General features: G+C 69.6%; 28 protein-coding genes. 16 read left to right on the top strand and 12 right to left on the bottom strand.

Annotation, left to right across the window (positions count from 1 at the left end; translation table 11 throughout):
• Positions 1-71: 71 nt before the first annotated feature.
• Positions 72-620 (top strand): MarR family transcriptional regulator, encoded by a 549-nt coding sequence (locus tag CEP17_RS06760; RefSeq protein WP_112931696.1) that lies wholly within the window; start codon positions 72-74, stop codon positions 618-620.
• Positions 617-1,552 (top strand): NAD(P)-dependent oxidoreductase, encoded by a 936-nt coding sequence (locus CEP17_RS06755; protein WP_112931695.1) that lies wholly within the window; start codon positions 617-619, stop codon positions 1,550-1,552. Before CEP17_RS06760 ends, CEP17_RS06755 begins: the two co-directional genes overlap by 4 nt.
• On the opposite strand, the gene CEP17_RS06750 is transcribed toward CEP17_RS06755, so the two are convergent.
• On the bottom strand, positions 1,541-2,251 hold the full coding sequence (locus CEP17_RS06750; RefSeq protein WP_204359868.1) for a TetR/AcrR family transcriptional regulator: 711 nt from the start codon (positions 2,249-2,251) through the stop codon (positions 1,541-1,543). The genes CEP17_RS06755 and CEP17_RS06750 overlap by 12 nt on opposite strands.
• Before the next feature lie 98 nt (positions 2,252-2,349).
• Between CEP17_RS06750 and CEP17_RS06745 the strand changes: the two genes are divergently transcribed.
• Both CEP17_RS06745 and CEP17_RS06740 read left to right on the top strand, forming a co-directional pair.
• Positions 2,350-3,186: an NAD(P)H-binding protein gene (locus tag CEP17_RS06745; protein WP_112931694.1), complete on the top strand. Its 837-nt coding sequence runs from the start codon at positions 2,350-2,352 to the stop codon at positions 3,184-3,186.
• Positions 3,187-3,277: 91 nt separating this feature from the next.
• Positions 3,278-3,760 carry a GNAT family N-acetyltransferase gene (locus CEP17_RS06740; RefSeq protein ID WP_112931693.1) on the top strand — a complete coding sequence of 161 codons (483 nt, stop codon included), beginning with the start codon at positions 3,278-3,280 and terminating at the stop codon, positions 3,758-3,760.
• Between the two features lie 31 nt (positions 3,761-3,791).
• Here CEP17_RS06740 and CEP17_RS06735 read toward each other — a convergent pair whose 3' ends face one another.
• The 5 genes from CEP17_RS06735 to CEP17_RS06715 all read right to left on the bottom strand — a co-directional run bounded on the left by CEP17_RS06735 (position 3,792) and on the right by CEP17_RS06715 (position 7,123).
• Positions 3,792-4,400, bottom strand: a complete 609-nt coding sequence (locus CEP17_RS06735) for an HD domain-containing protein (RefSeq protein WP_112931692.1) — start codon at positions 4,398-4,400, stop codon at positions 3,792-3,794.
• A gap of 93 nt (positions 4,401-4,493) precedes the next feature.
• A complete protein-coding gene (locus tag CEP17_RS06730) occupies positions 4,494-5,081 on the bottom strand; it encodes a hypothetical protein (RefSeq protein ID WP_204359867.1) in 588 nt (195 codons plus the stop codon).
• Positions 5,069-5,866 carry a twin-arginine translocase subunit TatC gene (gene tatC, locus CEP17_RS06725; RefSeq protein ID WP_343234082.1) on the bottom strand — a complete coding sequence of 266 codons (798 nt, stop codon included), beginning with the start codon at positions 5,864-5,866 and terminating at the stop codon, positions 5,069-5,071. The genes CEP17_RS06730 and tatC overlap by 13 nt, the downstream gene beginning before the upstream one ends.
• On the bottom strand, positions 5,863-6,126 hold the full coding sequence (locus tag CEP17_RS06720; RefSeq protein ID WP_112931691.1) for a twin-arginine translocase TatA/TatE family subunit: 264 nt from the start codon (positions 6,124-6,126) through the stop codon (positions 5,863-5,865). Before CEP17_RS06720 ends, tatC begins: the two co-directional genes overlap by 4 nt.
• Before the next feature lie 28 nt (positions 6,127-6,154).
• Entirely contained in the window at positions 6,155-7,123 is a 969-nt protein-coding gene (locus tag CEP17_RS06715; RefSeq protein ID WP_112931690.1) for an intradiol ring-cleavage dioxygenase, read from the bottom strand.
• Positions 7,124-7,345: 222 nt separating this feature from the next.
• Between CEP17_RS06715 and msrB the strand changes: the two genes are divergently transcribed.
• The 6 genes from msrB to CEP17_RS06685 all read left to right on the top strand — a co-directional run bounded on the left by msrB (position 7,346) and on the right by CEP17_RS06685 (position 11,097).
• Entirely contained in the window at positions 7,346-7,834 is a 489-nt protein-coding gene (gene msrB / locus CEP17_RS06710; protein WP_112931689.1) for a peptide-methionine (R)-S-oxide reductase MsrB, read from the top strand.
• The gene (msrA, locus tag CEP17_RS06705; protein ID WP_112931688.1) at positions 7,831-8,379 is read left to right on the top strand and encodes a peptide-methionine (S)-S-oxide reductase MsrA; all 549 of its coding nucleotides are present in this window, start codon (positions 7,831-7,833) and stop codon (positions 8,377-8,379) included. Before msrB ends, msrA begins: the two co-directional genes overlap by 4 nt.
• A gap of 63 nt (positions 8,380-8,442) precedes the next feature.
• Positions 8,443-8,907, top strand: a complete 465-nt coding sequence (locus CEP17_RS06700; RefSeq protein ID WP_036321690.1) for a hypothetical protein — start codon at positions 8,443-8,445, stop codon at positions 8,905-8,907.
• Positions 8,908-9,038: 131 nt separating this feature from the next.
• Positions 9,039-9,461 (top strand): hypothetical protein, encoded by a 423-nt coding sequence (locus CEP17_RS06695; protein ID WP_036321705.1) that lies wholly within the window; start codon positions 9,039-9,041, stop codon positions 9,459-9,461.
• Between the two features lie 45 nt (positions 9,462-9,506).
• Entirely contained in the window at positions 9,507-9,896 is a 390-nt protein-coding gene (locus CEP17_RS06690) for a hypothetical protein (RefSeq protein ID WP_112931687.1), read from the top strand.
• Between the two features lie 4 nt (positions 9,897-9,900).
• Positions 9,901-11,097, top strand: coding sequence for a cation:proton antiporter (locus CEP17_RS06685; RefSeq protein ID WP_112931686.1), 1,197 nt, complete (start codon positions 9,901-9,903; stop codon positions 11,095-11,097).
• Here CEP17_RS06685 and CEP17_RS06680 read toward each other — a convergent pair.
• The 3 genes from CEP17_RS06680 to nrdI all read right to left on the bottom strand — a co-directional run bounded on the left by CEP17_RS06680 (position 11,078) and on the right by nrdI (position 13,365).
• Complete coding sequence (locus tag CEP17_RS06680; protein ID WP_112931685.1) at positions 11,078-11,470, bottom strand: HsmA family protein; 393 nt, start codon at positions 11,468-11,470, stop codon at positions 11,078-11,080. The genes CEP17_RS06685 and CEP17_RS06680 overlap by 20 nt on opposite strands.
• A 23-nt stretch (positions 11,471-11,493) precedes the next feature.
• Positions 11,494-12,843: an NAD(P)/FAD-dependent oxidoreductase gene (locus tag CEP17_RS06675; protein ID WP_112931684.1), complete on the bottom strand. Its 1,350-nt coding sequence runs from the start codon at positions 12,841-12,843 to the stop codon at positions 11,494-11,496.
• Positions 12,844-12,924: 81 nt separating this feature from the next.
• The gene (nrdI, locus tag CEP17_RS06670) at positions 12,925-13,365 is read right to left on the bottom strand and encodes a class Ib ribonucleoside-diphosphate reductase assembly flavoprotein NrdI (RefSeq protein ID WP_039416393.1); all 441 of its coding nucleotides are present in this window, start codon (positions 13,363-13,365) and stop codon (positions 12,925-12,927) included.
• Positions 13,366-13,459: 94 nt separating this feature from the next.
• Between nrdI and CEP17_RS06665 the strand changes: the two genes are divergently transcribed.
• The gene (locus CEP17_RS06665) at positions 13,460-14,338 is read left to right on the top strand and encodes a hypothetical protein (protein WP_112931683.1); all 879 of its coding nucleotides are present in this window, start codon (positions 13,460-13,462) and stop codon (positions 14,336-14,338) included.
• 34 nt (positions 14,339-14,372) lie between these two features.
• On the opposite strand, the gene CEP17_RS06660 is transcribed toward CEP17_RS06665, so the two are convergent.
• Positions 14,373-15,578, bottom strand: coding sequence for a lipase family protein (locus tag CEP17_RS06660; protein ID WP_112931682.1), 1,206 nt, complete (start codon positions 15,576-15,578; stop codon positions 14,373-14,375).
• Between the two features lie 144 nt (positions 15,579-15,722).
• Here CEP17_RS06660 and adhE point away from each other — a divergent pair, with 144 nt between their 5' ends.
• The 5 genes from adhE to CEP17_RS06635 all read left to right on the top strand — a co-directional run bounded on the left by adhE (position 15,723) and on the right by CEP17_RS06635 (position 23,012).
• Positions 15,723-18,443 carry a bifunctional acetaldehyde-CoA/alcohol dehydrogenase gene (gene adhE, locus CEP17_RS06655; RefSeq protein WP_112931681.1) on the top strand — a complete coding sequence of 907 codons (2,721 nt, stop codon included), beginning with the start codon at positions 15,723-15,725 and terminating at the stop codon, positions 18,441-18,443.
• 124 nt (positions 18,444-18,567) lie between these two features.
• Positions 18,568-18,864 (top strand): DUF1905 domain-containing protein, encoded by a 297-nt coding sequence (locus tag CEP17_RS06650; protein WP_112931680.1) that lies wholly within the window; start codon positions 18,568-18,570, stop codon positions 18,862-18,864.
• Positions 18,857-19,336: an A24 family peptidase gene (locus CEP17_RS06645; RefSeq protein ID WP_112931679.1), complete on the top strand. Its 480-nt coding sequence runs from the start codon at positions 18,857-18,859 to the stop codon at positions 19,334-19,336. The genes CEP17_RS06650 and CEP17_RS06645 overlap by 8 nt, the downstream gene beginning before the upstream one ends.
• A gap of 60 nt (positions 19,337-19,396) precedes the next feature.
• Positions 19,397-20,425, top strand: a complete 1,029-nt coding sequence (locus CEP17_RS06640; protein WP_112931678.1) for a YihY/virulence factor BrkB family protein — start codon at positions 19,397-19,399, stop codon at positions 20,423-20,425.
• Positions 20,426-20,489: 64 nt separating this feature from the next.
• Positions 20,490-23,012, top strand: coding sequence for a glycogen/starch/alpha-glucan phosphorylase (locus CEP17_RS06635; protein ID WP_239498602.1), 2,523 nt, complete (start codon positions 20,490-20,492; stop codon positions 23,010-23,012).
• Positions 23,013-23,071: 59 nt separating this feature from the next.
• On the opposite strand, the gene CEP17_RS06630 is transcribed toward CEP17_RS06635, so the two are convergent.
• Both CEP17_RS06630 and CEP17_RS06625 read right to left on the bottom strand, forming a co-directional pair.
• Entirely contained in the window at positions 23,072-23,803 is a 732-nt protein-coding gene (locus CEP17_RS06630; RefSeq protein ID WP_112931676.1) for a glutamine amidotransferase, read from the bottom strand.
• Complete coding sequence (locus tag CEP17_RS06625; protein ID WP_112932887.1) at positions 23,800-24,651, bottom strand: LysR family transcriptional regulator; 852 nt, start codon at positions 24,649-24,651, stop codon at positions 23,800-23,802. The genes CEP17_RS06630 and CEP17_RS06625 overlap by 4 nt, the downstream gene beginning before the upstream one ends.
• Between the last annotated feature and the right edge of the window lie 47 nt (positions 24,652-24,698).

The following is a 24,698-nucleotide window of genomic DNA, read 5'->3' as shown; positions in this document are numbered from 1 at the left end:
TTGGTTGTACCTACAAGCAAAACGATAGCCTCAATCCGTTGTAGATACAACTAATACGGTAGATTGCTTCCATGACCGGCTCGGCACTCACCCACGCCCAGCGTGTCGCCGTGGCGCGCCTGCACGCGCTTTTGGAGCTGCTGCCCACCGCGCTCGACAAGCAGCTGGCGCCCGCGGGCATCACGTCTTTCGAGTTCACTTTGCTCGAAGCGCTCTACGAAGCCGACGACCACCGCCTGCGCCTGAGCGCCCTCGCCTCGCGCACCAACGCGACCCTCGCCCGCCTCTCGCGCGTCGTCACGAGCCTGGAGCGCAAAGACCTGGTGCTGCGCGCGCCCTGCGAACAGGACGGCCGTGCGACCAACGCGGTGCTCACCGCGGCCGGCGAGACGGTCTACCTCGACAGTGCGGCGCTGTACGCGAATGCCGTGAGGCGCATGGTCCTCGACGGCCTCGACGATGACGGCGTCGACCAGCTGGCGGCACTGTCGCTCGGCATCCTGAGCACCCTCGACCCCGAGAAGCGGCTCGCGGTCACCGCCGATGGCAGCATCACCTGTACCGCCGACCCCGCCGCGATGGAAAACGCGACCTCGCCGCGCGGCGGAGCAATCGGATGACTGATCGCAGCATCGGTTTCATCGGTCTCGGCATCATGGGAGTGCCGATGGCGACCAACCTCGTGCGCGCGGGATACGACGTCGTCGTGTGGGCGCGATCGGCCGGTCCCGCGGACGAGCTCGCAGCCCGGGGTGCGCGCGTCGCCACGGACGTTGCGGGCGTGTTCGCGGAGGCTGAGACGGTCGTCCTGATGCTCCGTGACGAGGCGGCGGTCGACGCGGTGCTCGGCCGGGGAACGGACGCCTTCGCGCACCTCGTCGCCGACCGCACGATCGTGCAGATGGGGACGTTCACGACCGCGTTCTCGCAGGAGCTCGCGCGCGAGGTACGGTCCGCCGCCGGGCGCTATGTCGAGGCGCCGGTTTCGGGGTCCCGGGGCCCGGCGATCGAGGGCACGCTGGTCGGGATGCTCGCGGGAGAGGCGGATGCCGTCGCCCACGTCGAACCGGTCGTCGCCGCCATGTGCGGCCAGGTCTTCCGATGCGGCGCGATCCCCGCGGCGCTGTCGATGAAGCTGGCGGTGAACACCTTTCTCATCACGATGGTCACGGGTCTGGCAGAGACCTTCCACTTCGCCGAACGCGCCGGCGTCGACGCGAGCATTCTGCGCGACGTGCTCGACGCCGGACCCATGGCGTCGGTCGTATCGCGGGGTAAGGCGCAGAAACTGACCGAGGGCGACCTGACGGCGCAGGCGGCGATCGCCGACGTGCTCAAGAACGCGCGGCTCGCCGAGGCGGCGGCGGACGCGGCCGGCTCCGCCCACCCGCTCATCACGGCCAGCCGCGAGCTCTACGAGAGCGCGGTCGTCGAGGGCCGGGGAGCGCTCGACATGATCGGCGTGATCGGTGCTCTCGAGGCGCGCGCCGACGGACGCGCGCCCGCTGACGCCGGAGCGGCTCCTCGTGTCATCCCGCCGTCAGCGCTGTGACGGCCGCTGACGAAGGTGACCGGTGGACGACACGTGCACCAGGCCGCCGAGGATGACCTCGATCGCGAAGTCGCGTCGTGAGCGCTCATCGGCGTCTGTCAACGCGGTCGCGAGTGCCGACGCGCGAGGGAACTGCTGCGTGTCTGCGTTCGCGTAGGCCGACGTGGCCTCGGTGCGCTGATGGTCGGCGCGCATCAGGCGCCGTCGCCCGGTGCCCTCGACTGCCGTGGCTGCCGCGAACTGCGCAATGAGGTCGACTGCCAACGCGGCGGTCTTGGGCTCCACACCGCCGATCTCCATCAGAGCGAGTTCGTGCTCGGCCAGTCGCAGCGCCCCGGGATGGGTGGGAATGGGCCCCAGCGCCACCGCGCCCAAGCCGGGGTAGCTCTCGAGCGTGGCGATCGTGTTGGTGATGGTGGCGGCCAGGGCGGCCCGCCAGTCTCCGTCCACGGCTGCCACCAGTGGCACGCGGCCGTAGGCGTCGTCGAGCGCGTGTTCGAGCAGCACGTCGCGATTCTCGAAGTACGCATAAAGCGATGCCGCTCCGGTATCCACGGCCTTCGCGACGTCGCGCAACGACACCGCCTCGACGCCGCGTTCGCGGATGAGTGCCATCGTCGCCTCGAGGATCGACCGCCGCGACAACGGGGCTTTCGCGGGTCGGGTCCGCCGGGAGGTGGGTTCCGCGCGTGAGGACATGTCTTGAGAGTAGCGACTTGACGCGATCGCTGTTCTAGACGAACATTGTTCGCGAACAGTGTTCGCAATGTGCGAGCCGATCAGGAGAAGAGGTCGCCATGACGGTCGTGGTTTTCGGTGCCAGCGGCGCGGTCGGGGGAGCGGTGCTCGCCGGCCTGCGCGAACGTGGGGTCGATGTGCGGGCGACGAGCCGTCGCCCCGACGCGCTCGTGGTGCCGCCCGGGGTGCCGGTGGCGGCCGCCGACCTGAACGATCCGCGCTCGCTCGGTGCTGCCCTGTCGGGAGCGGAGCGGGTCTTCCTCTACGCGGATGTCGACGACCCCGAGGCGGTGGCTCTCGAGGTCGCGGCGTCGGGGGTGCGTCATGTCGTGCTGCTGTCGTCCTCCTCCGTCACGTCTCCGGACGCGAGCAGTGACTTCAACGCCTCGAGGTTCCTGGGCGTCGAGCGAGCGATCCGCGAATCGGGCGTCGACTACACCTTCGTGCGTCCGGGCGGGTTCGCAAGCAACGCCGCGCGCTGGAGGTGGGGCATCGCGTCGGACGGCGCGGTCGCCTTTCCCTACCCGGATGCGGTGCAAGCGCCGATTCACGAGGCGGATATCGCGGATGTCGCCGTCGCGGCGCTGACCTCCGACGCCTTGATCGGTGGCGCCCCCGTGCTCTCCGGCCCCGCGCGGCTCAGCCTGCGCGAGCAGGTCGCCGTCATCGGCGCTGAGATCGGGCGGGACCTGGTCGTCGTCGAGCAGACGGAAGAAGAAGCGGCTGCGATGTTGTCCCCGCACGTGCCGGAGCCGTGGGTCCGTCAGATCATCAAGGACTGGCGCGAAGCCGTGGGTGCGGTGCCGGACATCTCCGACGAGTACACGCGCATCACCGGTCGCCCTGCGCGATCCTTCCGCACCTGGGTCCGCGACAATGTGGACCTCTTCCGCTGAGCCCAGCCGCTCGCCGTCGTGCGGTGACGCCATCGGCCAGAATGTTCTTCGGAGCGTGCGACCGCCGCTCTGCGGCTGACGAAAGGCCTCCATGCCCTGGGCTCTCGCGCTCACTCCGTTCGACGACCCCGACGCCGACCTCCTGCGACGGGCCCAGCGCCAGGAGCTCGACGCGCGCTACGGTTCCGACGATCACGAACCGGGTGCGACGCCGTCGGCCGCGGACGTGCCGGTCTTCGTCGTGGCGCGTGATCAGGAGGGTGCGCCGGTGGCCTGTGGCGGACTTCGCCCGTTGCCCGACGACATCCTCGGCCCCGGCGTCGTGGAGATCAAGCGCATGTACGCGGCGCCGTCGGTTCGTGGCTCCGGGGTCGCCAGCGCGGTGCTTCGCGAGTTGGAGGAGCAAGCTCGTCTCCTCGGTGCCCGACGTCTCGTGCTGGAGACCGGTACGGCGCAGCCCGATGCGATCCGTTTCTACCAGCGCGAGGGCTACGCGCCCATCCCGCTGTTCGGGTCGTATGCCGGGTCGGAGCTGTCGGTCTGCTTCGGCCGCGACCTGCTCGTCCCGCGCTGACCGATCCGCACCCTCTGGCGCGGGCCTGTGGTCAGACCGGCAGTCGCTCCAGTGGATTGTCCGCGAGCTTTTCGATGACGCCACCGTCGACGAGTCGTCGTGCCGCGGTGTCGGGTTTGCGCGCGGCCTGATCGATCACGCACGCCCCGAACTCCGCGGCCAGCGTGCCGCGCGGGTAGACCGAGAGCACCTCGCGTCGGAACGCCTCGGGAAGCGCCTCGGGGCGTGCGCCCGAGATGTCGAGACCGGTCGCGACCTCCAAGAGATAGCCCTCGGCATCCATCGCCGGATCGACCCGCGGCCAGTTGTGGCGCACGATCACCTCGAGCACACGTTCGCGTCGTTCCGCCGGCCACCCCGCCCCGGCGGTGAGGGCGACACCGACGTGACCGCCGGCGTGCTCGTACGAGATCGTGTGGTTGTCGAACGCGGTCACCGTGCCGATGTCGTGAAGCACGGCGGCGACGTAGAGAAGCTCGTGGTCCACCTCGCCGAGACCGTCGATGCGCGCGAACGCCTCGGCCCAGATCCAGGACCGCAGCGCGTGCGCCGTGATCGCAGGCGACTGGTACTGGCGGGCGAGTTCGAGTGCTCCGCGCGCAGCCAACGTGTCGGGTGCGCGGAAATCGGTGAGGTGCATTGATCCAGTCTCCCGACACCGACGCGCAGGGCGGATGCTGCCGCCCGCCGAGCCTCGTCGTATTCCTGCCAGACTCCGCACCGCCGAACGTCGTCAGGTGTCGGAGGTCGAGAGGACCGGGGCCTGCGACGCCGCGTGCGCGGTAGCCGAGCCCGATTCTGATGCCGACGCCGTGATGGCCTCATCGGGCTCGCGCAGCGGCTGGGCGGCGAGGCGCGCCGGATGACCGTCGGGAAGCTCGTCGATGGCGACGCGCACCGGGTGCGCCGATCCGCCGATGACGAGGTAGCGCTGGCCGGGCCTGATGCGGAGGAGCTCTTCGTCCGAGAGCTGCACGGCGAGCGCTGGCGCCGGGAGCTCGAGTTCGGTCGGAGGCCCGCTCACAGGGCGCTCGGCGGAACTCGGAGCCGAGACGGCGGCATCGCCGGGCGTGGGTGAGACCTCCAGCGCCTCGCGGATGATCGTCCTCGGGTCGTACTGGCGCGGATCGAGGGCGCGCCACTGCGCCGCGCTGACACCCGTCTCCGTCTCGATGCGGGCGCTCGCCGCGTCTACGTGCGAGCGCAGGGCGCGCACGAACGCGGCGAACCGGCGCGTATACGCCGGCAGTCGCGTCGGGCCGAGCAGCACCGTGGCGATGAGGAGGACGACGAGGAGCTTCTCAAACGTCAGCCCGAACATGCGAGGGCTCCTTCGCGGCGGGGGCGTGACGGGGTGATCGCTCGCCCGGCCCTGCGGCGATCGGCGATCGATGTGACCAGCACCGCCGCGCCGTACAGCATCGACATGGGAGCGGCGACCAGGAACATCGACAGCACGTCGGCGGCGGGGGTGACCACCGCACTGAACACGGCGATGGTGACGACGGCGATGCGCCACTGACGACGGATGGTGCGCGCCGACAGGGCACCGAGAGTGTTGAGCAGGACGAGCAGAACCGGAAGGACGAACGCCACTCCGAAGGCGACGACCAGCTTGAGGACGAAGTCGACGTAGTACCCGGCATTGAGGATCGAACTGTCCTGGTCGGAGGCGAAACCGGCGAGAACCTCCACCATGTGCGGGAACAGCAGCACGCCGAACGCGCTCCCCGCCGCGAACAGCACGATGGCGCACGCGGCAGAGGAGAACGTGTACCGGCGCTCGCGCCGCGTGAGCCCGGGGGAGACGTACGCGAACAGTTCGAACAGCCACACCGGGCTCGACAGAACGATGCCCGAGAACAGTGCGATCTTCACCCTGAGGTCGAACGCGCCCGTGATGCTGTCGTAGTTGAGGCTCGCGTCGCGTGACTGGGCGATCTGCTCGATGGGGGCGCGCAGGATGGCGAGGATCTGCTCGGAGAGCAGGAAGCCCGCCGCGATGCCGATCGCCAGAGCCACCGCCGCGCGGGTCGAACGCGTGCGGGCTTCGCGGGCGTGAGCCGCGAGCGGCATCGCGCCGCGCGCGGCGGTGGCGGCGGTCACGACGCGCGCTCCGGCATTGCGCGCGCGGGCACCGGCGCGGTCGGCGCGGCGGGTGCGGATAAGAGGGTGTGCGGCTCTGCGGCGGCGACGTCCGTCGGCGCGGCGGGCACCGTGCCGGCCTCTGCCGCGGTCTCATTCTTCAGAATGCGCACCGACTGCCCGATGCTGCGGGCGAGGGCGGGCAGTTTTGCGGCTCCGAAGAGGAGGACGACGACGGCAAGGATGATGAGGGCGTGCCAGCCCGTCAGATTCTGCAGCATGATTTCTTTCCTTCGGTGGGGTGAGAGGTCACGGGCGGCTGCCGCCACCGGGCGACGAGACCGTGGCCTGGGTGCTCGCGTCGATAGCGACCGAGAGCGATCCGACGTACCCCGAACCGGTGTCGCCGGAGAAGGTGCCCATCTCGAGCTCGTAGCCGTCGGAGAACACGTTGTCGTTGTCCAGGCTGCCGATATCGGCGAGGTTCGCCGACGATCCCGGATAGCTGCTCAGCGCATACACCGCGTCGAGCATCTCCTGGGGGAAGGCCACCTGTGACGTCGCGATCTGGTTCTCCACGTTCGTCGCCGAGGCGGCATCCGGGTAGACCTCGAAGTGGATGTGCGTCCACCGGCCGCGGTAGCAGCCGGGCACGATGGTGGAGAAGGTGACCTGGCCGCTCGCGTCGGCGACCTGGATGCCGCGGAGGTAGGTTTCGTCGACGATGGCGTCCGAATACATCGAGTACAGGCCCTGCGCATCGCAGTGCCAGACGTAGATCGCCGCGCCGGCGTAGGGCGCGTTGCCGTTCGCGAGGTCGCTGAGCGTGAACGTGAACGTGAGCGGCACTCCCTCTGCCGTGGCGCCGCCGTCAAGACTGGAGCGGATGTCGCCGCGCACGATGCCCGACTCGCTCAGCACGTTCACCCCGCCGGTTCCGTCGGCAGGGTAGGGGCCGTTCGTCTCCTGGTTGATCTCCGCCGTGGCGTAGGTCGCCGACGACGTGGCTGAGGGGGAGGGCGAGCTCGAGGGCGTCGTGCTCGCAGTCGTCGTCGCGGTGGATGTCGTCGGGCTGGCCGCGCTCTGCGCGCTGCAGGCCGCCAGGGTGGCGGCCCCGGCGCCGAGGCCGACCAGCGCGAGGACGTTGCGGCGGCTGACGAGAGTGCGCATGTCGAAGCCGGCGCCTTGGTCGACCACCTCGTCGTCGGGGCGGTCCAGCAGGCGACCTTCGAAGGCCGGACCGTCGGGCGTCTGGTCGGGTTCGGGGATGCGGTTCATGTCGTTCTCCTCAGGAGTGCGGTCGAGATGTTCCGAGTGTGGAAGCAACGCCTAAGCGCACCCCTCATCGATTCTTTGGGTTTCCTATGGGAGCTTCAGGGCGTCCCTTGGTCGGCCTCTCCAGAACTCACAGCCGCCGCCCAGCCTCACGGGACCAAATCGGGCGCATCCTCTGTTGCAACGAGTGATGCCGCAGCCAGCGGTATTCGCAGAGGAGACACCATGTCGAAGGACTACCGCAAGACTCCCGAGGCGCTCAGCCGCCTCACCGACCAGCAGTACGCCGTGACGCAGGACGAGGGCACCGAGCCGCCGTTCCGAAACGCGTACTGGAACCTGCACGACGACGGCATCTACGTCGATGTCGTCTCGGGCCAGCCCCTGTTCGCATCGACGGACAAGTTCGACAGCGGCACGGGATGGCCGAGCTTCACCCGCCCGATCGATCCGGATGCCGTGGTCACCACGACCGACCGCACGCTCTGGATGACGCGCACCGAGGTGCGCTCCTCCGGTGCCGACAGCCACCTCGGCCACGTCTTCGACGACGGCCCCCGCGCCGAGGGCGGCCTGCGCTACTGCATGAACTCGGCATCGCTGCGCTTCGTGCCCGTCGATGAGCTCGCCGACCAGGGTTACGGTGAGTATCTCGACCGATTCCCCACCGCCCCCACCACCGACCCGACGACCACCCAGGAGGATGCAGCATGACCAGCGGACCGAGCGACACCGGAGCCATCACCCAGCCGGCCGGCACCGAGACCGCGATCCTCGCGGGTGGCTGCTTCTGGGGGATGGAGGATCTGATCCGCCGCCAGCCCGGTGTGATCAGCACCCGCGTCGGGTACACGGGCGGCCAGAAGGACCACGCGACCTACCGGCATCACCCGGGCCACGCCGAAGCGGTCGAGATCGTCTTCGATCCGGGTGTGACGACGTATCGCGACATCCTGGCGTTCTTCTTCCAGATCCACGACCCGTCGACGCTGAACCGCCAGGGCAACGACATCGGTACGAGCTACCGCTCGGCCATCTTCCCCGTCACGCCCGAGCAGGAGCGCGTCGCCCGTGACACGATCGCCGACGTCGACGCGTCCGGGCTGTGGCCGGCCCCGGCCGTCACGACGATCGAGCCCCTGGGCGCGTTCTGGGAGGCGGAGCCCGAGCACCAGGACTACCTGCTGCGCTATCCCAACGGCTACACGTGCCACTTCCCGCGCGCCGGCTGGGTCCTTCCGTCCCGCGCCGACGCGTGAGCGACGCGCGGGAGTACGCCCCGAAGCTGTGAGGCGCACATCTTCGGGGCGTACCGTCAGGTCATGAGTACACAGAGCACGACGAAGAGCCCGTCCCACAGCGCCGCCCTCGGCCTCGGATCGGTGCTGGCGGGCTCGCTGCCGTCCGCATTGATGACAGCGGACGCCCCGGCCCGCTACACCGTCGAGGCGGTGTTCACCCGTCGGCCGCAGCGCGAGGAGATCGCCGATCTGCTGAGCGACGAGACGCGCGAGATGCTGATCCGCAACGGATACCCCGTGGTCGAGCTGACGGTGTCCGATCGCCGCCTGGAGATCGCGAACACCAACCTCGAAGAGCTGCGCGACGGTCTCGGAACGGTGCTTGCCGACCGGCTCGCGGAGATCAGCGACCGCGCCGTCGAGCGCCGCGACGCGGCCGCCCTGCGCGACGAGAAGACGGCCGAGGGAGAGCGCGAGCGCGCCGCCGCCGTCGTGGCCCTCGCCGCGTCGGTCAGCTTCGAGCGCGCCGTGCCCGCTGCCGGATGATGCCGAACACGACGGTGCCGACGGTCCGATCGACCCGGGACTGAGGCGGTCAGCACTCCCACAGTCCGGTGTGAGACGGTGGACACATGCTCCACTGCGGTGATGGCATACCGACCCGAAAGGAAGGTGCCATGCCAGCGTGGTGGGAAGAAGTGCTCCATGTCGTGACCGGTCGTGTCAGCCGGCACGACGATCTCCCCGATCTGCGCGGGCTCGAGACGCGGCGGGTCGCTCTCGAGAAGACACATTTCCTCGTCAACGACCGTGAGCGTCGCGGTGAGGAGCGGCGCACCTACGTGATGCGCCACGTCGCCTCGACCCGGCACGACACGACCACGGTGGCCGTGACCTCCAACGGCCGCGGTGTCGGCTCGCTCCCGCGCGAGGTCGCCGCGTCCATCGCTCCGCTCCTGCGTCGAATCGGCGGCGCGGCGATCATCAACGGGGCCGGAGCGCGCCCCGGCAGCCTCCGGCTGTGGGTCGATCTGCCCACCTCCGCCGCCCTCGGCGACTTCGCGCTGCAGCGGGACGGGGCGGCCACGCAGGACTCGTGACGCGTCGCGCCGGGCGCCGGCCCCGCCGCGGAGCACAATGTCCTCATGGCCGACCCCATCTGGAAGAACGACCCCGACGAGCATGACTTCCCCGCGGCGGAGGACTACCTCCGCCTCGTCGCCGATCCCGAGCGGGCCCGTTCTCTCGTCGCGGCCCTGCGCACGCGGGCGACGGTGGTGAAGAAGGCGAAGGACATCCTGCGGGCGGCGAACCTGCCGCTGCTTCCGATCGACAACCCGCACGTCGCCGATGACCTCCGCAAGGTGCGCGCGGGCAAGCCGCTGTCGCCCGTGCTCATCGTCCACGGCGACCTCACGCGCGCGCTGCCCGCGCAGATCGCCGACGGCTATCACCGCGTCTGTGCCAGCTGGTACCTCGACGAGAACACGGAGATCCCGTGCCGCATCGTCGGGCCGGACGCCGCCGCAGCGTGAACGCATGAACCTGCAGACGCTCGCGCTGGTGGGTGCGGTCGCGCTGCTCGGTCCGCTGCTGTCCGCCGGCAGTCGGTGGCGCGTGCCGGTCGTGATCGGCGAGCTCGTCGCGGGCATGGTGATCGGCGTCTCCGGGCTGCACCTGGTCGACCCCACCGACCGCACGTTCAGCTTCCTCGCGACGCTCGGCTTCGGTCTCACGATGTTCGTCGCGGGCACCCACGTGCCGCTTCGCGACGCGCGCCTGCGCCCGGCGCTCGGCCGGGGCGCGCTGCAGGCCGTCGTGGTCGGCGTGGTCGCCGCCTTCGCCGGCTGGGGACTCGCGACGCTGTTCGACACGGGGCACGCCGCCGTCTACGCCGTGGTCATGGCGTCGTCCTCCGCCGCGCTCGTGCTGCCCGCCGTCCAGCAGACGCGTCTCGGAGGTGCGCCGCTGCTGGCGACCATCGCGCAGGTCGCGATCGCCGACACGGCCTGCATCGTCGCCCTGCCCCTCGCGATGGACCCGGAGCGTGCACCGGTCGCGGCCCTCGGCGCGCTCGGCATCGCCGCCGTGGCGCTGCTGCTGGCGCTGGGGCTGCGGTGGGGCGCGCGCGGCGACCGGTGGAAGCGCCTGCGCGAGACCAGCAAGACGCACGAGCTCGCGATCGAGCTGCGCGTCAGCCTCATCCTGGTCTGCGCACTCGGCGCCCTCGCCACCGTCTCGCACGTCTCCGTGCTGCTCGCCGGTTTCGCCGGGGGTCTGGCGGTCGCCAGCGCCGGGGAGCCGCGGCGACTCGCCCGACAGCTGTTCGCGGTGACGGAGGGCTTCCTCTCGCCCCTCTACTTCGTGTGGCTCGGCGCGTCGCTCTCGCTCGGCAGCCTCGTCGACGCGCCCGCGTACCTCTGGCTAGGAGTGCTGCTCGGGGCGGGCGCGCTCCTCGCGCACCTGTCCGGGGTGCTGCTGCGGCAGCGTCCGCTGTGGGCCGTGATCGCCGCCGCCCAACTCGGCGTCCCGATCGCCGCCGCCACGATCGGAGCCGAGACGGGAGCGCTCACCGCGGGGGAGCAGGCGGCGCTCGTGCTCGGGGCGATCGTGACGATCACGGCGCTGGCGGCATCCACCGCGGTCGCCTCCCGGCGCACGGCGGTTCGTGCCGAGGGTGCGGATGCCGCCGACGGCACGGATGCCGCGTCGAGCGTCAGCCCGCCATCGCGCTGACCGCGCCCGCGACGTAGGGGATCAGCCAGATCGCCCAGACGACGATGCTGAAGCGGTGGAACGCGCGCTTCTCGTTCTCGCGGCCCCGCACCAGCACGATGATCGCCCAGATCAGGTGGATCGCCATGAGGACGATCGCGGCGGTGCCGGTCCAGGCCATGAGGGTTCCCGCGGCCGTCTCGGCGACGCCGTCCGCGCGCCGGTCGGCCGCGATCTGCGTCATGAGCAGGGTGCCGGTGGTGTCGGCGGCGAGGCCGAGGGCGAACATGCCCGCGTGCCACCAGCGGAGGGTGCGCTGAATGCGTTCGGCCCAGACGCCGATGCTGTAGAAGACGAGGGCGGCCGTGATGATGACGATGGCGAGAGGGAGCATGTCGTCACTCTACGCCACATCCTTCAGGCTTGCTGAAGGTTGGGAGATCTGTCCCAGATTCGCTCGATCGGAACGGGAGCTCCGAGGACGTTCTGCGCCGCCCGGTGACCCGAGCAGAGGGCGGCGGTGACGGTAGCCGGATCGTCCGTCCACGTGGCCTCGCCCGCGATGTTGAGCACCTCACCGATCGGCGTGGCGAGGGCGTCATGATCCGCCGTCGTCGACCCCGGCAGCATGAAGGCGTACGAGCCGCGTGCGAACGGGTCGTCCTGCCACGCGGTGCGCTGCACGGCCACGGGGTCGGCAATGTCCTCGCCGAACAGGCGGCGCAGGGGCGCCATCACCGAGGCGACGACCTCGGCGTCGGTCCAGCTGCGGGTCGCGACGGCGGCGGGACCCGCAGCGAAGGTGAGCAGGGTCGGCTCGTCGTGCAATGCGGTCAGGTCGTACCACGAGTGCCACCAGCGCCCCGCCGGGCCCTGCTGGCGAATCGCATAGACGCCGGCGTCCCAGAACCGCTCCGAGAATCGCAGGAAGACCTTCTCGAAGGCGTTCATGCGCAGTCGCGCCAGCGCCGCCGCGACCGGGTTCGGCAACGCGGGCTCGATCGCGAATCCGTCGGACTGCAGCACACCGACCGGCACCGTCACGACCGCCTGCCGCGCCGTGAAGACGCCCCGATCGCTCGTGACCGCCACGCCATCGGCCCCCCAGCGCACGTGCGAGACGACGTGCGAGAGCCGGATGTCCAGGTCGGTCGCGAGCCCCTCAGCGAGGCGGTCGTAGCCGTCGGGGAAGACGACCTCGTCGCCGTCGATCTGATCGTCGTCGAGACCGTGGGCCGCAAGGTCCGCGATGGCGGCGCCGTACTGTTCCTCGCTGCGATGCTCCAGGTACTCCCGCACGCGCTGGGTACGTTCCGGCGGCCACCCCTGAGCCCCGAGCGCGGTCTCGGTCACATCGCGGTAGGTGGCGAGAGGTCCGGATGCCGCGATCACGTCGATGAGCGCGGCATCCACAGCGTGGATATCCGCCACATACGCCGCAGCCTCCGCCGGGCTCAACCGCGCGCCCTCAGGGGAGTAGTGCGCCATCGGGCGGCTGTCGGGCTGATAGCCGCCGACCGTGAACTCCACCATCCGCATGCCGAACGCGCTCGCCGCCGCGGCGACGGGGCTGTCGGTGATGCCGTGGACCCACGAGGCGCCGCGGTCGGTGACCCACCCGCCGGAGCGGTCGGTCCAGACGCGTCCGCCGATCCGGTCCCGAGCCTCGATGACGACCGTGCGATGACCGGCATCCGTCAGCAGTCGTGCCGCCGTGAGCCCGGCGACACCGGCGCCGACCACGATGGTGTCGAGTGATTCCGCCACAGCGCTCTCCTTCGTCGATGACCGCGTCGTCCTCGATGCGGTCTGTGCCGACGTTAGCGTGCCGCGCTCAGCGCGCCGCGCTCAGCTCGCGCCGCGCACCTCGTCGAGGGCTTCGTCGAGGGTGGCGAGGATCGCCGCGCATCGTTCCACGTCCTCGCGGGTACCCGACAGCTCGAACTCGAAGAGCACCGGCCGTCCCGACGTGTGCGAGAGCTGGCGCGCCGCCGCCTGGTAGTAGTCCCCGAAGTTGCGGTTGCCCGAGCCGATGATGCCCACCATGCGCCGTCGCGTCATCGGCGAGCGCAGGAACGCGCGCACCCCGGCGGGCAGGGTCACCTCATCCGCATTGCCGGCCTTGTACGACGGCGTCAGCAGCACCCAGGGGCCGCTGGGCTCGCCGCGACGGACATCGGAGCGGGCCAGATTGAGTACGCGCCGGCCGTCGATCCGCGCGAGAGCCTCAGCGAACCGCCCGGTCAGGTTCGACGACGAGGAGTAGTAGTACACGGGGATCTTCCGCATGTCGCCAGTCTGATCGGATGTCGTCACGCGCGCTGGCCGCATCGGCGTGACAAACCCGGTTGGTGTCCGCGGCGCGGTCAGTACACTGGCCGCCATGATCGAGGAGGCCTGCTCGAGCCGTCCGGGGCGGGTGCTGGCCGGCGTTCTTGTCCTCTTCGCCCTCGCCGTGGCCTTCAGCGGGTGCGTCGCCCCATCGTCCGCCCTGCCCGCCCCCGCGCACATCAGCGTCTCGGTGCAGCAGAACAGGCTGGACATCGCGCGCGGCAAGATGTCGGTCGTCGTGCACAACGACGGCGCCGATGCGGTGACGCTCACCGCTCTGACGTACGCCGACCCGCACTGGGCGTCCGTGCTGCAATGGGCCGGCGCGCTGCCGGTGCCGCCGCGCCGTGCCCGCTCGGTCACCGCCGACCTGATGTCGCCCGCGTGCGCAAGCCCGACGGATGCCGCGGGCACGGCGCATCTGGTCTTCCAGACCGACCGTGGCGCGGCATCCGACGACTACGCCGTCGACGACCCCTTCGGCTTCGTCGCGCGCGCCGTGCAGCAGGGGTGTTTTGCGAGCCGGTTCGCGGCGACCGCCGCCGTCGATCTCGTCGACGTCGCCACCGTGACCCGCGACGGTGCCGCGGTGGCGGAGCTCGCCGTGCGCATCGCCAACCATGGCGCCACGTCCGTGCGGCTCGACACCGTCAAGAGCACCACGCTGCTGCAGCCGGCCGCCGGCGGATGGCTGTGGCAACCGGCCCAGGTCGTGGCGGCGGGGGAGAGCGTCACGCTTCGCATCGATGCCGTGCCCGCCCGCTGCGACATGCATGCGATCGCCGAAGACAAGGTCGGCACCCGCTTCGACGCTGCGGTGTCGGTGCTGAGCGACCCGATCGACAGCGGCACCCTCACCCTTGTCGCCAGCGACGAGCAGCGCTCCCGCCTGTACGATTTCGTCGCCTCGGCCTGCGGCTTCGCCCCCTGACCCTCCGTCGTTTCTCGGCTCATGGCCGGCGCCGTCACAGCCGGTGACTGTCCAGCCACGCCATCAGCGCAGGAAGGGCCAGATAGGCGACCGTGCCGTGGTCGGCATCGCTGATCGGGTGGAAGTCGACGTCCACGCCGAGCTGCTTCTCGTGGGCAACGAACTGCTCCGTCGCCGCGGGGAGGACCAGAGTGTCTTTCAGGCCCTGCGCCACGAACAGGGGCGCGGAGAATCCTGTGCCGCCCGCGGAGTTCTCCGCGAGGATGCTCGCCCAGGGTTGCACCTTCGCCGGATCGGCGGTGACGAAGTGGCCGACGACGGGTTGGGCGATGTGATGCAACTGCGTCATGTCGCTCAGCAGGCACAGCTGATTCATCTCGGGGAGCACGGCGTACGCGGCCGGAGTCAGGATGCCGTCGAGTGTGGCCCCGCGGTCGGCATAGACCTGCGCATACGCCGTGAACGCATACGAGCCGATCGTGACTCCCGAGATGTCGTTGATGTGGTCGCTGAGCAGCGCTGTCAGATCGGCTGCCGGAGCGGCCACCGCCACCCCTGCGATGGTGAGGTCGGGCGCGTAGGCAGGCGCACGTTGTGCGGCGAAGAGAGCCGCCTGGCCGCCTTGTGAGTGACCCCACAGAACCACGCGCTCGGACGCGCGGGTGTCTTCGAGGTGCTGCGCAGCCCGCACGGCATCGAGAACGGCGTTGCCGCCCGTGTCGCCGACGAGGTACGAATCGGGGCCGGCCGTGCCCATCCCGACGTAGTCGGTGGCGGCGATCACGTAGCCGCGATCCAGAAGGAACCGCATCCCCTCGATGAGGGCATAGGGGTCGAACGAACGCGATGGTGCGCAGTCCTCGGCCGCTCCCGTGGTCGGGTGAGCCCAGGCGAGCACCGTCCGCCCCTCTCGCGGCGCGGCAGAGCGCGGCGCCACCACGATCCCCGTCGACACGACCGCCTGGCCCTGCACGTCCGTCGTCCGGTACATCACGCGCCACGCCCGCGCCTCGAACGGAACCCCGACCAGCTCGGCCGAGCGGATGAGCGTCCCGGGATCACCGGCCGCAGCATCCGCGGGCTGCGCGTAGAAGGCGGCCTCGTCACGCCGTTCCGCGTCGTCTCCGATCAGCCGCGCACCGACGACCGCAACGGTCGCGATGACGATGATCAGAGTGACGAGGAGTGCGGCGCGCACGAGCGGATGCCGACGGCGCCCCCGCCTCGCATCGTTATTCATGGCCGGAGCCTACCGCCGGAATCACGCGGGTCTTGTGTGGTCAGACCACAAGTGTCATACTGGGGTCAGAACAGGCCCGAGAGCCCTCGGACCCGGAAAGCGATGACGCGGACACCGTGTCCGCGCCGGGTAGGAGAACCCACAATGTCCACCTCGATCGATGCTCTGGTCGAAGGCGCACAAGCCGCGCTCGCAGAGTACGCATCCTTCACGCAGGAACAGGTCGACCACATCGTCCGCAAGGCGAGCGTCGCGGCCCTGCACTTCCATGGCGAACTCGCGCTCATGGCGGTCGAAGAGACCGGCCGCGGCCTGTTCGAGGACAAGGCCGTGAAGAACATGTTCGCCTGCGAGCACGTGACGAACTCGATCATCAATCAGAAGACGGTCGGCGTCATCTCGCACGACGAGATCACCGGCATCACCGAGATCGCCGACCCGGTCGGCGTCATCTGCGCCCTGACCCCCGTCACCAACCCGACCTCGACAGCCATCTTCAAGTCGCTCATCGCACTGAAGACCCGCAACCCGATCGTGTTCGGCTTCCACCCGGCGGCCCAGAAGTGTTCCGTCGCCGCGGCGAAGATCGTCCGCGACGCGGCGATCGCCGCGGGCGCTCCGGAGAACTGCATCCAGTGGATCGAAGAGCCCTCGATGGAGGCGTCCGGCGAGCTGATGAACCACCCGGGCGTCGCCCTCATCCTCGCCACCGGTGGCAACGCGATGGTCCGTGCCGCCTACTCGTGCGGCAAGCCCGCCCTCGGCGTCGGCGCCGGCAACGTCCCGGCCTTCATCGAACGCACCGCCAAGGTGGGCCGCGCCGTCAACGACATCGTCCTGTCGAAGTCCTTCGACATGGGCATGGTGTGCGCCAGCGAGCAGGCCGTCATCCTCGACGAGCCGATCGCGGCAGAGGCCCTCGCCGAGTTCGCGCGTCTGCACGCCTACATGGCGACGCCCGCCGAGAAGCGCCTGCTCGAGGAGTTCATCTTCGGCGTCACGGCCGACAGCGAGAACTGTGCCGGCGCCAAGCTGAACCCGACCGTCGTCGGCCAGTCGCCGCAGTGGATCGCGGAGCACGCGGGCTTCACCGTTCCGGAGAACACGTCGATCATCCTCGCCGAGGTCGGCAGCGTCGGCCCGCAGGAGCCTCTCACGCGCGAGAAGCTCGCGCCGGTGCTCGCCGTGCTGCGCGCGAAGACGCCGGCGGAGGGCATCGACCTCGCGCGCCAGATGGTCGACTTCGACGGTCTCGGCCACTCGGGTGCGATCCACTCCAACGACCAGGACGTCATCGCTCAGTTCGGCGCCGTCGTCAAGGCCGTCCGCATCATCGAGAACAGCCCGTCGGCCCTCGGCGGTATCGGTGACATCTACAACGCGTTCATGCCGTCGCTGACCCTCGGCTGCGGCTCCTACGGACACAACTCGGTCTCCAACAACGTCTCGGCGGTGAACCTCTTGAACGTCAAGCGCATCGGGCGTCGCAACAACAACCTGCAGTGGTTCAAGATCCCTGCGAAGACCTACTTCGAGCCGAACGCCGTCCGCTACCTCGCCGACATGCGCGGCGTCGAGCGCGTGACCATCGTCACCGACGAGACCATGACCAAGCTCGGCTACGTCGACAAGATCATGGATGTGCTGAACCGGCGTGACAACCGCGTGCAGGTGCAGCTGATCAACACCGTCAAGCCGGAGCCGAAGGTCTCCGAGGTGCGCGCCGGCGCCGACCTCATGCGTCAGTTCCAGCCCGACACGATCATCGCCCTCGGCGGCGGATCGCCGATGGACGCGTCCAAGGTGATGTGGCTGCTGTACGAGAACCCCGAGGTGGAGTTCTCCGACATGTGCGAGAAGTTCTTCGACGTGCGCAAGCGCGCGTTCAAGTTCCCCGAGCTCGGCAAGAAGGCGAAGCTCGTCTGCATCCCGACCACCTCGGGTACCGGCAGCGAGATGACCCCGTTCGCCGTCATCACCGACGACGAGACGGGCATGAAGTACCCGCTCGCCGACTACGCGCTGACCCCGTCGGTCGCGATCATCGACCCCGTGCTCACCAAGGTGCTGCCCGGTTTCCTGGTCGCCGATGCGGGCTTCGACGCGCTGACGCACGCCACCGAGGCCTTCGTGTCGGTGTACGCGAACGACTACACCGACGGCCTGTGCCTGCACGCGATCAAACTCATCTTCGAGAACATCGAGCGCAGCACCAAGGCGCAGCCGAACTCGACGGATGCCGAGGACATCAAGGCCCGCGAGAAGATGCACAACGCGGCATCCATCTCGGGTATGGCCTTCGGAAACGCGTTCCTCGGGATCGTCCACGCCATGGCGCACGTGACCGGCGCGACCTATCACCTGGTGCACGGCCGCACGAACGCGGTCTACCTGCCCCACGTGATCCGCTACAACGGCACCGTCCCGACCAAGCTGACCAGCTGGCCGAAGTACGAGCGCTACATCGCGCCCGAGCGGTTCCAGGAGATCGCCAAGCACCTCGGCCTTCCGGCTTCCACCCCGGAGGAGGGTGTGGAAAGCTACGCCCGCGCCGTCGAGGAGCTGCGCGACCGGGTCGGCATCGAGCGGTCGTTCCAGCAGCAGGGCGTCGACGAGACCACCTTCATCTCGGGCCTGCAGGAGCTCGCCCTGGCCGCGTACCGCGACCAGTGCGCTCCGGCGAACCCGCGGATGCCGATGATCGAGGACATGAAGACCCTCATGGAGGCCGCCTACTACGGCACCTCCTTCGAGGAGGTCCGCGCGGCCCGCAAGGTCGCCCACGCCGAGAGCGAGGCCGTGACGGGAACCGTGCGCACGGCGCCCGCCAAGGCGACGGCCAAGAAGGCCAAGGCCAGCGCCTGACCGACGCTGCGGAACGAAGGGGGCCGGGGGAGCATACCCGGCCCCCTTCTCCGTGCCTGCCGGGCGTCCTCGAGGCTGTGCACACTGTCGACGGCGGCGCGCACGAGGTCGCTACGATGACCGCGTGCGCTTCGAGTTCGACGGGGAGATCTTTCGCTGGGCCGCCCGGCGCGAGGACTGGTACTTCGTCGAGCTGCCGGGCGAGCTCAGTGCCGACATCCGCGACCTCCCGCGGCCGCCGCGCGGATTCGGTGCCGTCCGCGTCGCGGCCGTCATCGGCGGCTCGCAGTGGCGCACGTCCGTCTTCCCCGATGCGCAGCGCGCACGCTACGTGTTGCCGCTGAAGCGATCGGTTCGCGAGGCCGAGGGCATCGGTTCCGCAGGCACCGTACGGGTGGCGCTGGAGGTTCTCGATGGCTGATCCGGCCACGATCCTCGCCGCGTCGGCTTACCTCGTCGCCGCCGTGGCCGGCGTGGTTCTCACCGTCGTCGACGTGCGCACGCACCGCCTGCCGAACAGGATCGTTCTTCCTGCGCTGATCGTGACGATCGCGCTTCTCGCGGCATCCTGTGCGTTCGGCACCCCACGGGCCGCGCTGGTGCGCGCGCTCGGTGCCGGCGCGGCGCTGTTCGTCTTCTTCGTGCTGCTGCGCGTGGCGGGGCGCGGGGCGATCGGCGGCGGCGACGTCAAGCTGGCCGCGCTCGTCGGCGTGCTTCTCGGCTGGGTCGGATGGTCTGCCGTGCTGCTCGGGGTCGTCGCCGCTTTCCTTGCCGCGGGCGTCGTCGCCATCGTCCTGCTGGCCGCGCGACGGGCGACCAGGTCGACCCGCATCCCCTTCGGGCCGTTCCTCGTCGTCGGGACGTGGATCGGAGTGCTGGCCGACCTGGTGTGACGCGCGGCGGCCGCTGTCAAGGCCCTGCGCGTCGTGCGTGAGGTGCATATCCTGGGCGGCATGGATCTGTCCCGCATCATCGCGCGCGCCCTGACGCTCACGCCGGTGCGGGCGTTCCTGCGCTACAGCGAACGGCGGGGGCCGATGCTCGCCGACAGCGTCACCTATCGCACGCTGTTCAGCCTCTTCGCGGCGGTGTTGCTCGGATTCTCGATCGCCGCCCTGTGGCTGTCCGGCGACACGGATGCGTGGCGGGCGCTGGTGGCGGCCGTCGACCGGGCTGTGCCGGGCCTCGTCGGCGAGAACGGCCTCGTGAAGGTCGACGAGATCTCGCTCCCGGTCGGCCTGTCCATCGCCGGCGCGCTCTCGCTGGTGGGTCTCGTCGGCGCCGCGATCGGTGCGATCGGCTCGCTGCGGACGGCGATGCGCATCGTGTGCGACAAACTCACCGACGACGTTCCCGCATGGCTCGTCCTGCTGCGCAACCTCGCGCTGGCCATCGGCGTCGGCGCCGCGCTGCTGGCCTCCGCCGCCGTCACCATGATCGGCACCGCCGGACTCGACGTGGTCGCCCAGTGGCTGGGTCTGGCCCGTGAAGACCCGGCCATCGCGTGGGGCACCCGCTGGCTGGCCATTCTCGTCACCTTCGTCTTGGATGCCGTCGTCGTCGCGGTGCTGTTCCGGGTGCTGTCGGGGGTGCGGGCGTCGGCTACGGCGCTGTGGACGGGGGCCCTGATCGGCGCCGTCGGGCTCACGGTGCTGCAGCAGCTGTCGGGGCTCTTCGTCGGCGGAGCCACGTCGAACCCGCTGCTGGCCTCGTTCGCAGCGCTCATCGCACTGCTGCTCTGGGTCAACCTGTCGGCTCAGGTGATCCTGATCTCCACGTCGTACATCTTCACCGTCGCGGAGGAGCAGGACGACCGCGTGCGTGCGCGCTACGGGTCGGCGACCTTCCTCCAGCGTCGGGTGCGGACGGCGGAGAACGCCGTCGCGCTCGCCACGGCCGAGCTCGAAGCGGCGCGCCGCGCCGAACGCGGCGAGCGCGAGCGCTCCGCCGCCTCGTCGCGGGTGGATGTAACGACCAGGTAAGGGCCTCGTGAAGATGACCCCCGTCGATGTGCATCCGGCGGGGGTGCACGTTAGCGTGTGATCTGTGTCAGAACCCGAAGCTGTGACCGGTCCCACCCCCGCGCCCCATCCGCTCCACGCAACCCATCCGCTGGCGCTGGCGCCGGTCACCGGGCCTGCGAGCTCCGTGGACGGATTCGTCCGACAGTTCCTGCGCAACCTCAACTACGAGCGGGGCGTCGCGTTGTCGGCCTCCAGCCCGAACGACCGTTACTTCGCGTTCGCGATGACCGTGCGCGACTACCTCATGGCCCGGTGGCTCGAAGACCTCCGCCGACAGCGCGTGGTTCAGGCCAAGGGCGTGTGCTACCTCTCCGCCGAGTATCTGCTGGGCCGTCAGCTCGACAACAACCTGCTCGCGAGCGGCCTCACCGAGATCGCAACCGAGGCGATGGCGGCGTGCGGCATCGACATCGACGACCTGCGCGCCCAGGAGGTCGAACCCGGGCTCGGCAACGGCGGTCTGGGCCGCCTCGCGGCCTGCTTCATCGATTCGCTCGCGACGATGGGTGTGCCCAACATCGGCTACGGCATCCGCTACGAGTACGGCATCTTCCGCCAGACGTTCGTCGACGGCCAGCAGGTCGAGCAGCCCGACGCCTGGCTGACGCTCGGCTCACCGTGGGAGTTCCCGCATCCCGAAGCGGCACGCCGGATCTCCTTCGGCGGTCACACCGAGACGTACGACGACGCCGGTGTGACCCGGTCCCGCTGGGTGCCGGGGTGGGACGTGCTCGCCGTACCGTACAACTACATGGTGCCCGGCTACCTCAACGGTCGTGTCAACACGCTGCGGCTGTGGAGCGCGAAGGCGACCGACTCGTTCGATCTCCGTGTCTTCAACTCCGGCGACTATGAGGAAGCCGTCCGTGCCCAGACCTTCGCCGAGAACATCTCCAAGGTGCTCTACCCCGAGGACTCCACGCCCCAGGGCAAGGAGTTGCGCCTGCAGCAGCAGTACTTCTTCGTCGCGGCATCCATCGGCGACTTCCTGGAGCACACCCTCCCGGCGGACTTCGACATCGACAAGCTCCCCGACCGTGTGATCTTCCAGCTCAACGACACCCACCCGGTGATCGGCGTCCCCGAACTGATGCGTGTGCTCGTCGACGAGCGCAAACTCGAGTGGGATGCCGCGTGGGCGATCACCCAGCAGTGTTTCGCCTACACGTGCCACACGCTGCTGCCGGAGGCGCTGGAGGTGTGGTCGGTCGACCTTCTCGGGCGGCTTCTGCCGCGCCACCTGGAGATCATCTACCGCATCAACGAAGAGTTCCTCGAGGCGGTGCGCGAACGCTACGGCGATGACGAGATGCGCATCCGCAACATGTCGATCATCGGCGAGTTCCCCGAGCGCAGCGTCCGGATGGCGTACCTCGCCACGGTCGCCGGTGCGAAGGTCAACGGCGTCGCCGAACTGCACTCGCAGTTGCTGCGCGACAAGGTGCTGCCGGACTTCAACGACTTCTTCCCGGGCAAGTTCACGAACGTCACGAACGGCATCACGCCCCGCCGCTTCGTGCGTCTCGCCAACCCCGGGCTGTCCGAGTTGATCACGGAGGCGATCGGCACGGGGTGGCTCACCGACCTCGAGCGTCTGCGCGAACTCGAGGCGTACGCCGAGGATCCCCGCTTCCGCGAGGCGTTCGCCGAGGTCAAATCGGCGAACAAGCGCCGCCTCGGCGATGTGCTGCGCGCGCGGGACGGCCTCGAGATCAGCGACGGCCACATGCTCGACGTGATGGTCAAGCGTCTGCACGAGTACAAGCGGCAGATGCTCAAGCTTCTTCACGTCGTCACGCAGTACGAGAGCATCGTGTCGGGCCGTGTCGCGGCATCCGACATCCTGCCGCGCACCGTCATCTTCGGGGCGAAGGCGGCGCCCGGCTATGCCATGGCCAAGCGCATCATCCACCTCATCAACGCCGTCGGAGAAGTGGTCAACGCCGATCCGCGCGTCGAGGGGCGTCTGAAGGTGTTGTTCCCGCCGAACTACAACGTCACACTCGCCGAGCGCCTGATCCCGGCCGCCGACCTGTCGGAGCAGATCTCACTCGCAGGCAAGGAGGCCTCGGGCACGGGCAACATGAAGTTCGCCCTCAACGGCGCGCTGACGATCGGAACCGACGACGGCGCGAACGTCGAGATCCGTCAGCTCGTCGGCGATGACAACTTCTTCCTCTTCGGCATGAGCGAGCCCGAGGTCGAGGCGCTGTGGGCCCGGGGCTACAAGCCCGCCGACTTCTACCAGGGCGACGAGAACCTCCGCCGCGCGATGGATCTCATCGCCTCCGGCGCGTTCTCGGGCGGCGATCGCAGCGTCTTCGAGCCGATCGTGTCGAACCTGCTCTACGACGACCGCTTCATGGTGCTGGCCGACTACTCGTCATACGTCGCGGCGCAGGACCAGGTGGATGCCGCCTATGTCGATCAGGACGCGTGGACGCGGTCGGCGATCCTGAACGTCGCACGCTCCGGCTTCTTCTCATCCGACCGCTCGATGCGCGACTACATCGAGCGCATCTGGCACACGCCGCCCCTGCTCTGACGGGAGGGGTCCCTTCCCGGTCGTTGAGCGCGGAGCCCAGCGGCGAGTCGAGGCTCGGTTCAGCGGGCGTAGCGTTCGACGAACGCACGCAAAATGCCGCCCGTGTGCATGACCGGCCGTCGGCGCACCGCCGCGAGCGTGAGATCCAGCTCGTCCGCTCCGAAGTACCCGTAGCCGGCGTACGCCCGGATGCGCGTGCTGATGCCCTCGAGGTCGCACTCCGGGTGGAACTGCGTGGCGTACACGTTGCTCCCCACGCGGAACATCTGCACGGGACACGCCTCGCCGCGAACCAGCAGCGTCGCCGTCGCCGGCAGCGTCGAGATCGCCTCCTTGTGGCCGACGAAGGCCGCGAAGCGGTCGGGCAGCCCGGCCAGCAGCGGGTCGTCGCGCCCGGCGCCCGTCTTCTCGACCTCGATGACGCTGATGGGCTCCCGGTAGGTGCCGTCGATGATCGCGCCCTGATGTGCACCGAGAGTTCCCACACCGTAACAGGCGCCGAAGAAGGGGAAGTCGCGCGCCACCACCTGGTCGAGAAGGGCGGCGATCTCCGCCTCGACGCGGCGCTGCGCGGATGACTTCTTCGCGATCGGGTCCGACGCGTTGAAGGGCCCGCCGCCCACGAAGACGCCCGAGTAGGCGTCCAGATCCACCGGTCCGAGAGGCCCCGCCTCCATCCGCACGCGGACCAGCTCATCCGGTGTCAGCCCGGTGAAGCGGAGGAAGAGGGCGTACTCCTCGTCGGCGGGCACATCCTCGGCCCGGGTCGCGAGCAACAGGAACGGCTTCATCCTCGCACCGCCTCGATATGGGCGAGCAGCGCATCGAGGGTGGCGGCGACAGTGGGGTTGCGCGGACCCTCGTCGCGGGCGACGGCCCAGTAGGCGAGGGGATGCGCGTAGGCGCCGTCGAGCACCCGGGTCAGGCGCGGGTCGGCATCGCCAAGAAAGTCGGGCAGGATGCCGATGCCCGCTCCCGCGGCCGTCGCCTCGACGTGCGCGAAGACGCTGGTCGAACGGACCGAGGCGGGCGAGTCCGGCAACTCCTGCAGTGCGCGGTCGAGCTCATCGACCTGCAGGGAGCTCTCCACGTAGTACACGAGCGGGTGTGCGGCCAGCTGAGCGATCGAGTCGGGGGTCCCCGCCTCTCGGAGATAGTCGGGTGTCGCGTACAGACGCAGTGCGTACGCGCAGACCGGTGTCGCATAGGCCCGCAGCACCTGGGGGCGTCCGACGACGATCTCCAGGTCGACGCCGGAGCGGTTCTGGCGCACGCGCTGCGTCGCCGACAGCAGCTCGACCGCGAGCTGCGGGTGTTCCCGGCGCAGGGCTGTCATCGCCGGAGCGAGGAAGACCGACGTGAAGGCGTCCGGGGCGGAGATTCGCACCATGCCGTGAACCGCGTCGGCGTTCTCGCCGTCGACGAGCTCTCGCAGCGATGCCTCGATGCGCTCGGCAATGGTCACCGCGCGGTGGCCGAGCTCGGTGACCTCCCATCCTCCGGTCGTCCGTACGAGCACGCGTCCGCCCATGGCGGACTCGAGTGTGGTGATGCGGCGAGACACCGTGGAGTGATTCACCCCCAGCACGTCGGCGGCCGCCGTGTAGCGACCCAGGCGCGCGACCGCCAGGAACGTCATGAGTGCGTCCAGAGGGGGATCCGGGGCGGCGGCGGGCATGCCGACGA

The sequence above is a fragment of the Microbacterium sp. PM5 genome, from assembly GCF_003293595.1.
GTDB lineage: Bacteria > Actinomycetota > Actinomycetes > Actinomycetales > Microbacteriaceae > Microbacterium.
Note: the sequence above shows the minus strand (reverse complement) of the source record. Positions and strands in the feature narration are given on the sequence as shown.

What these genes read in the sequence shown, in the direction of transcription:
- CEP17_RS06745 (WP_112931694.1), top strand. Translation starts at nt 2,350, where the DNA reads ATGACGGTCGTGGTTTTCGGTGCCAGCGGCGCGGTCGGGGGAGCGGTG.
- msrB (WP_112931689.1), top strand. Translation starts at nt 7,346, where the DNA reads ATGTCGAAGGACTACCGCAAGACTCCCGAGGCGCTCAGCCGCCTCACC.
- CEP17_RS06735 (WP_112931692.1), bottom strand. Translation starts at nt 4,400, where the DNA reads ATGCACCTCACCGATTTCCGCGCACCCGACACGTTGGCTGCGCGCGGA.
- CEP17_RS06645 (WP_112931679.1), top strand. Translation starts at nt 18,857, where the DNA reads ATGGCTGATCCGGCCACGATCCTCGCCGCGTCGGCTTACCTCGTCGCC.
- CEP17_RS06630 (WP_112931676.1), bottom strand. Translation starts at nt 23,803, where the DNA reads ATGAAGCCGTTCCTGTTGCTCGCGACCCGGGCCGAGGATGTGCCCGCC.
- CEP17_RS06730 (WP_204359867.1), bottom strand. Translation starts at nt 5,081, where the DNA reads ATGTTCGGGCTGACGTTTGAGAAGCTCCTCGTCGTCCTCCTCATCGCC.
- CEP17_RS06660 (WP_112931682.1), bottom strand. Translation starts at nt 15,578, where the DNA reads ATGAATAACGATGCGAGGCGGGGGCGCCGTCGGCATCCGCTCGTGCGC.
- nrdI (WP_039416393.1), bottom strand. Translation starts at nt 13,365, where the DNA reads ATGCGGAAGATCCCCGTGTACTACTACTCCTCGTCGTCGAACCTGACC.
- CEP17_RS06740 (WP_112931693.1), top strand. Translation starts at nt 3,278, where the DNA reads ATGCCCTGGGCTCTCGCGCTCACTCCGTTCGACGACCCCGACGCCGAC.
- adhE (WP_112931681.1), top strand. Translation starts at nt 15,723, where the DNA reads ATGTCCACCTCGATCGATGCTCTGGTCGAAGGCGCACAAGCCGCGCTC.
- CEP17_RS06685 (WP_112931686.1), top strand. Translation starts at nt 9,901, where the DNA reads ATGAACCTGCAGACGCTCGCGCTGGTGGGTGCGGTCGCGCTGCTCGGT.
- CEP17_RS06700 (WP_036321690.1), top strand. Translation starts at nt 8,443, where the DNA reads ATGAGTACACAGAGCACGACGAAGAGCCCGTCCCACAGCGCCGCCCTC.
- msrA (WP_112931688.1), top strand. Translation starts at nt 7,831, where the DNA reads ATGACCAGCGGACCGAGCGACACCGGAGCCATCACCCAGCCGGCCGGC.
- CEP17_RS06690 (WP_112931687.1), top strand. Translation starts at nt 9,507, where the DNA reads ATGGCCGACCCCATCTGGAAGAACGACCCCGACGAGCATGACTTCCCC.
- CEP17_RS06720 (WP_112931691.1), bottom strand. Translation starts at nt 6,126, where the DNA reads ATGCTGCAGAATCTGACGGGCTGGCACGCCCTCATCATCCTTGCCGTC.
- CEP17_RS06755 (WP_112931695.1), top strand. Translation starts at nt 617, where the DNA reads ATGACTGATCGCAGCATCGGTTTCATCGGTCTCGGCATCATGGGAGTG.
- CEP17_RS06625 (WP_112932887.1), bottom strand. Translation starts at nt 24,651, where the DNA reads ATGACGTTCCTGGCGGTCGCGCGCCTGGGTCGCTACACGGCGGCCGCC.
- CEP17_RS06695 (WP_036321705.1), top strand. Translation starts at nt 9,039, where the DNA reads ATGCCAGCGTGGTGGGAAGAAGTGCTCCATGTCGTGACCGGTCGTGTC.
- CEP17_RS06640 (WP_112931678.1), top strand. Translation starts at nt 19,397, where the DNA reads ATGGATCTGTCCCGCATCATCGCGCGCGCCCTGACGCTCACGCCGGTG.
- CEP17_RS06750 (WP_204359868.1), bottom strand. Translation starts at nt 2,251, where the DNA reads ATGTCCTCACGCGCGGAACCCACCTCCCGGCGGACCCGACCCGCGAAA.
- CEP17_RS06665 (WP_112931683.1), top strand. Translation starts at nt 13,460, where the DNA reads ATGATCGAGGAGGCCTGCTCGAGCCGTCCGGGGCGGGTGCTGGCCGGC.
- CEP17_RS06680 (WP_112931685.1), bottom strand. Translation starts at nt 11,470, where the DNA reads ATGCTCCCTCTCGCCATCGTCATCATCACGGCCGCCCTCGTCTTCTAC.
- CEP17_RS06715 (WP_112931690.1), bottom strand. Translation starts at nt 7,123, where the DNA reads ATGAACCGCATCCCCGAACCCGACCAGACGCCCGACGGTCCGGCCTTC.
- CEP17_RS06760 (WP_112931696.1), top strand. Translation starts at nt 72, where the DNA reads ATGACCGGCTCGGCACTCACCCACGCCCAGCGTGTCGCCGTGGCGCGC.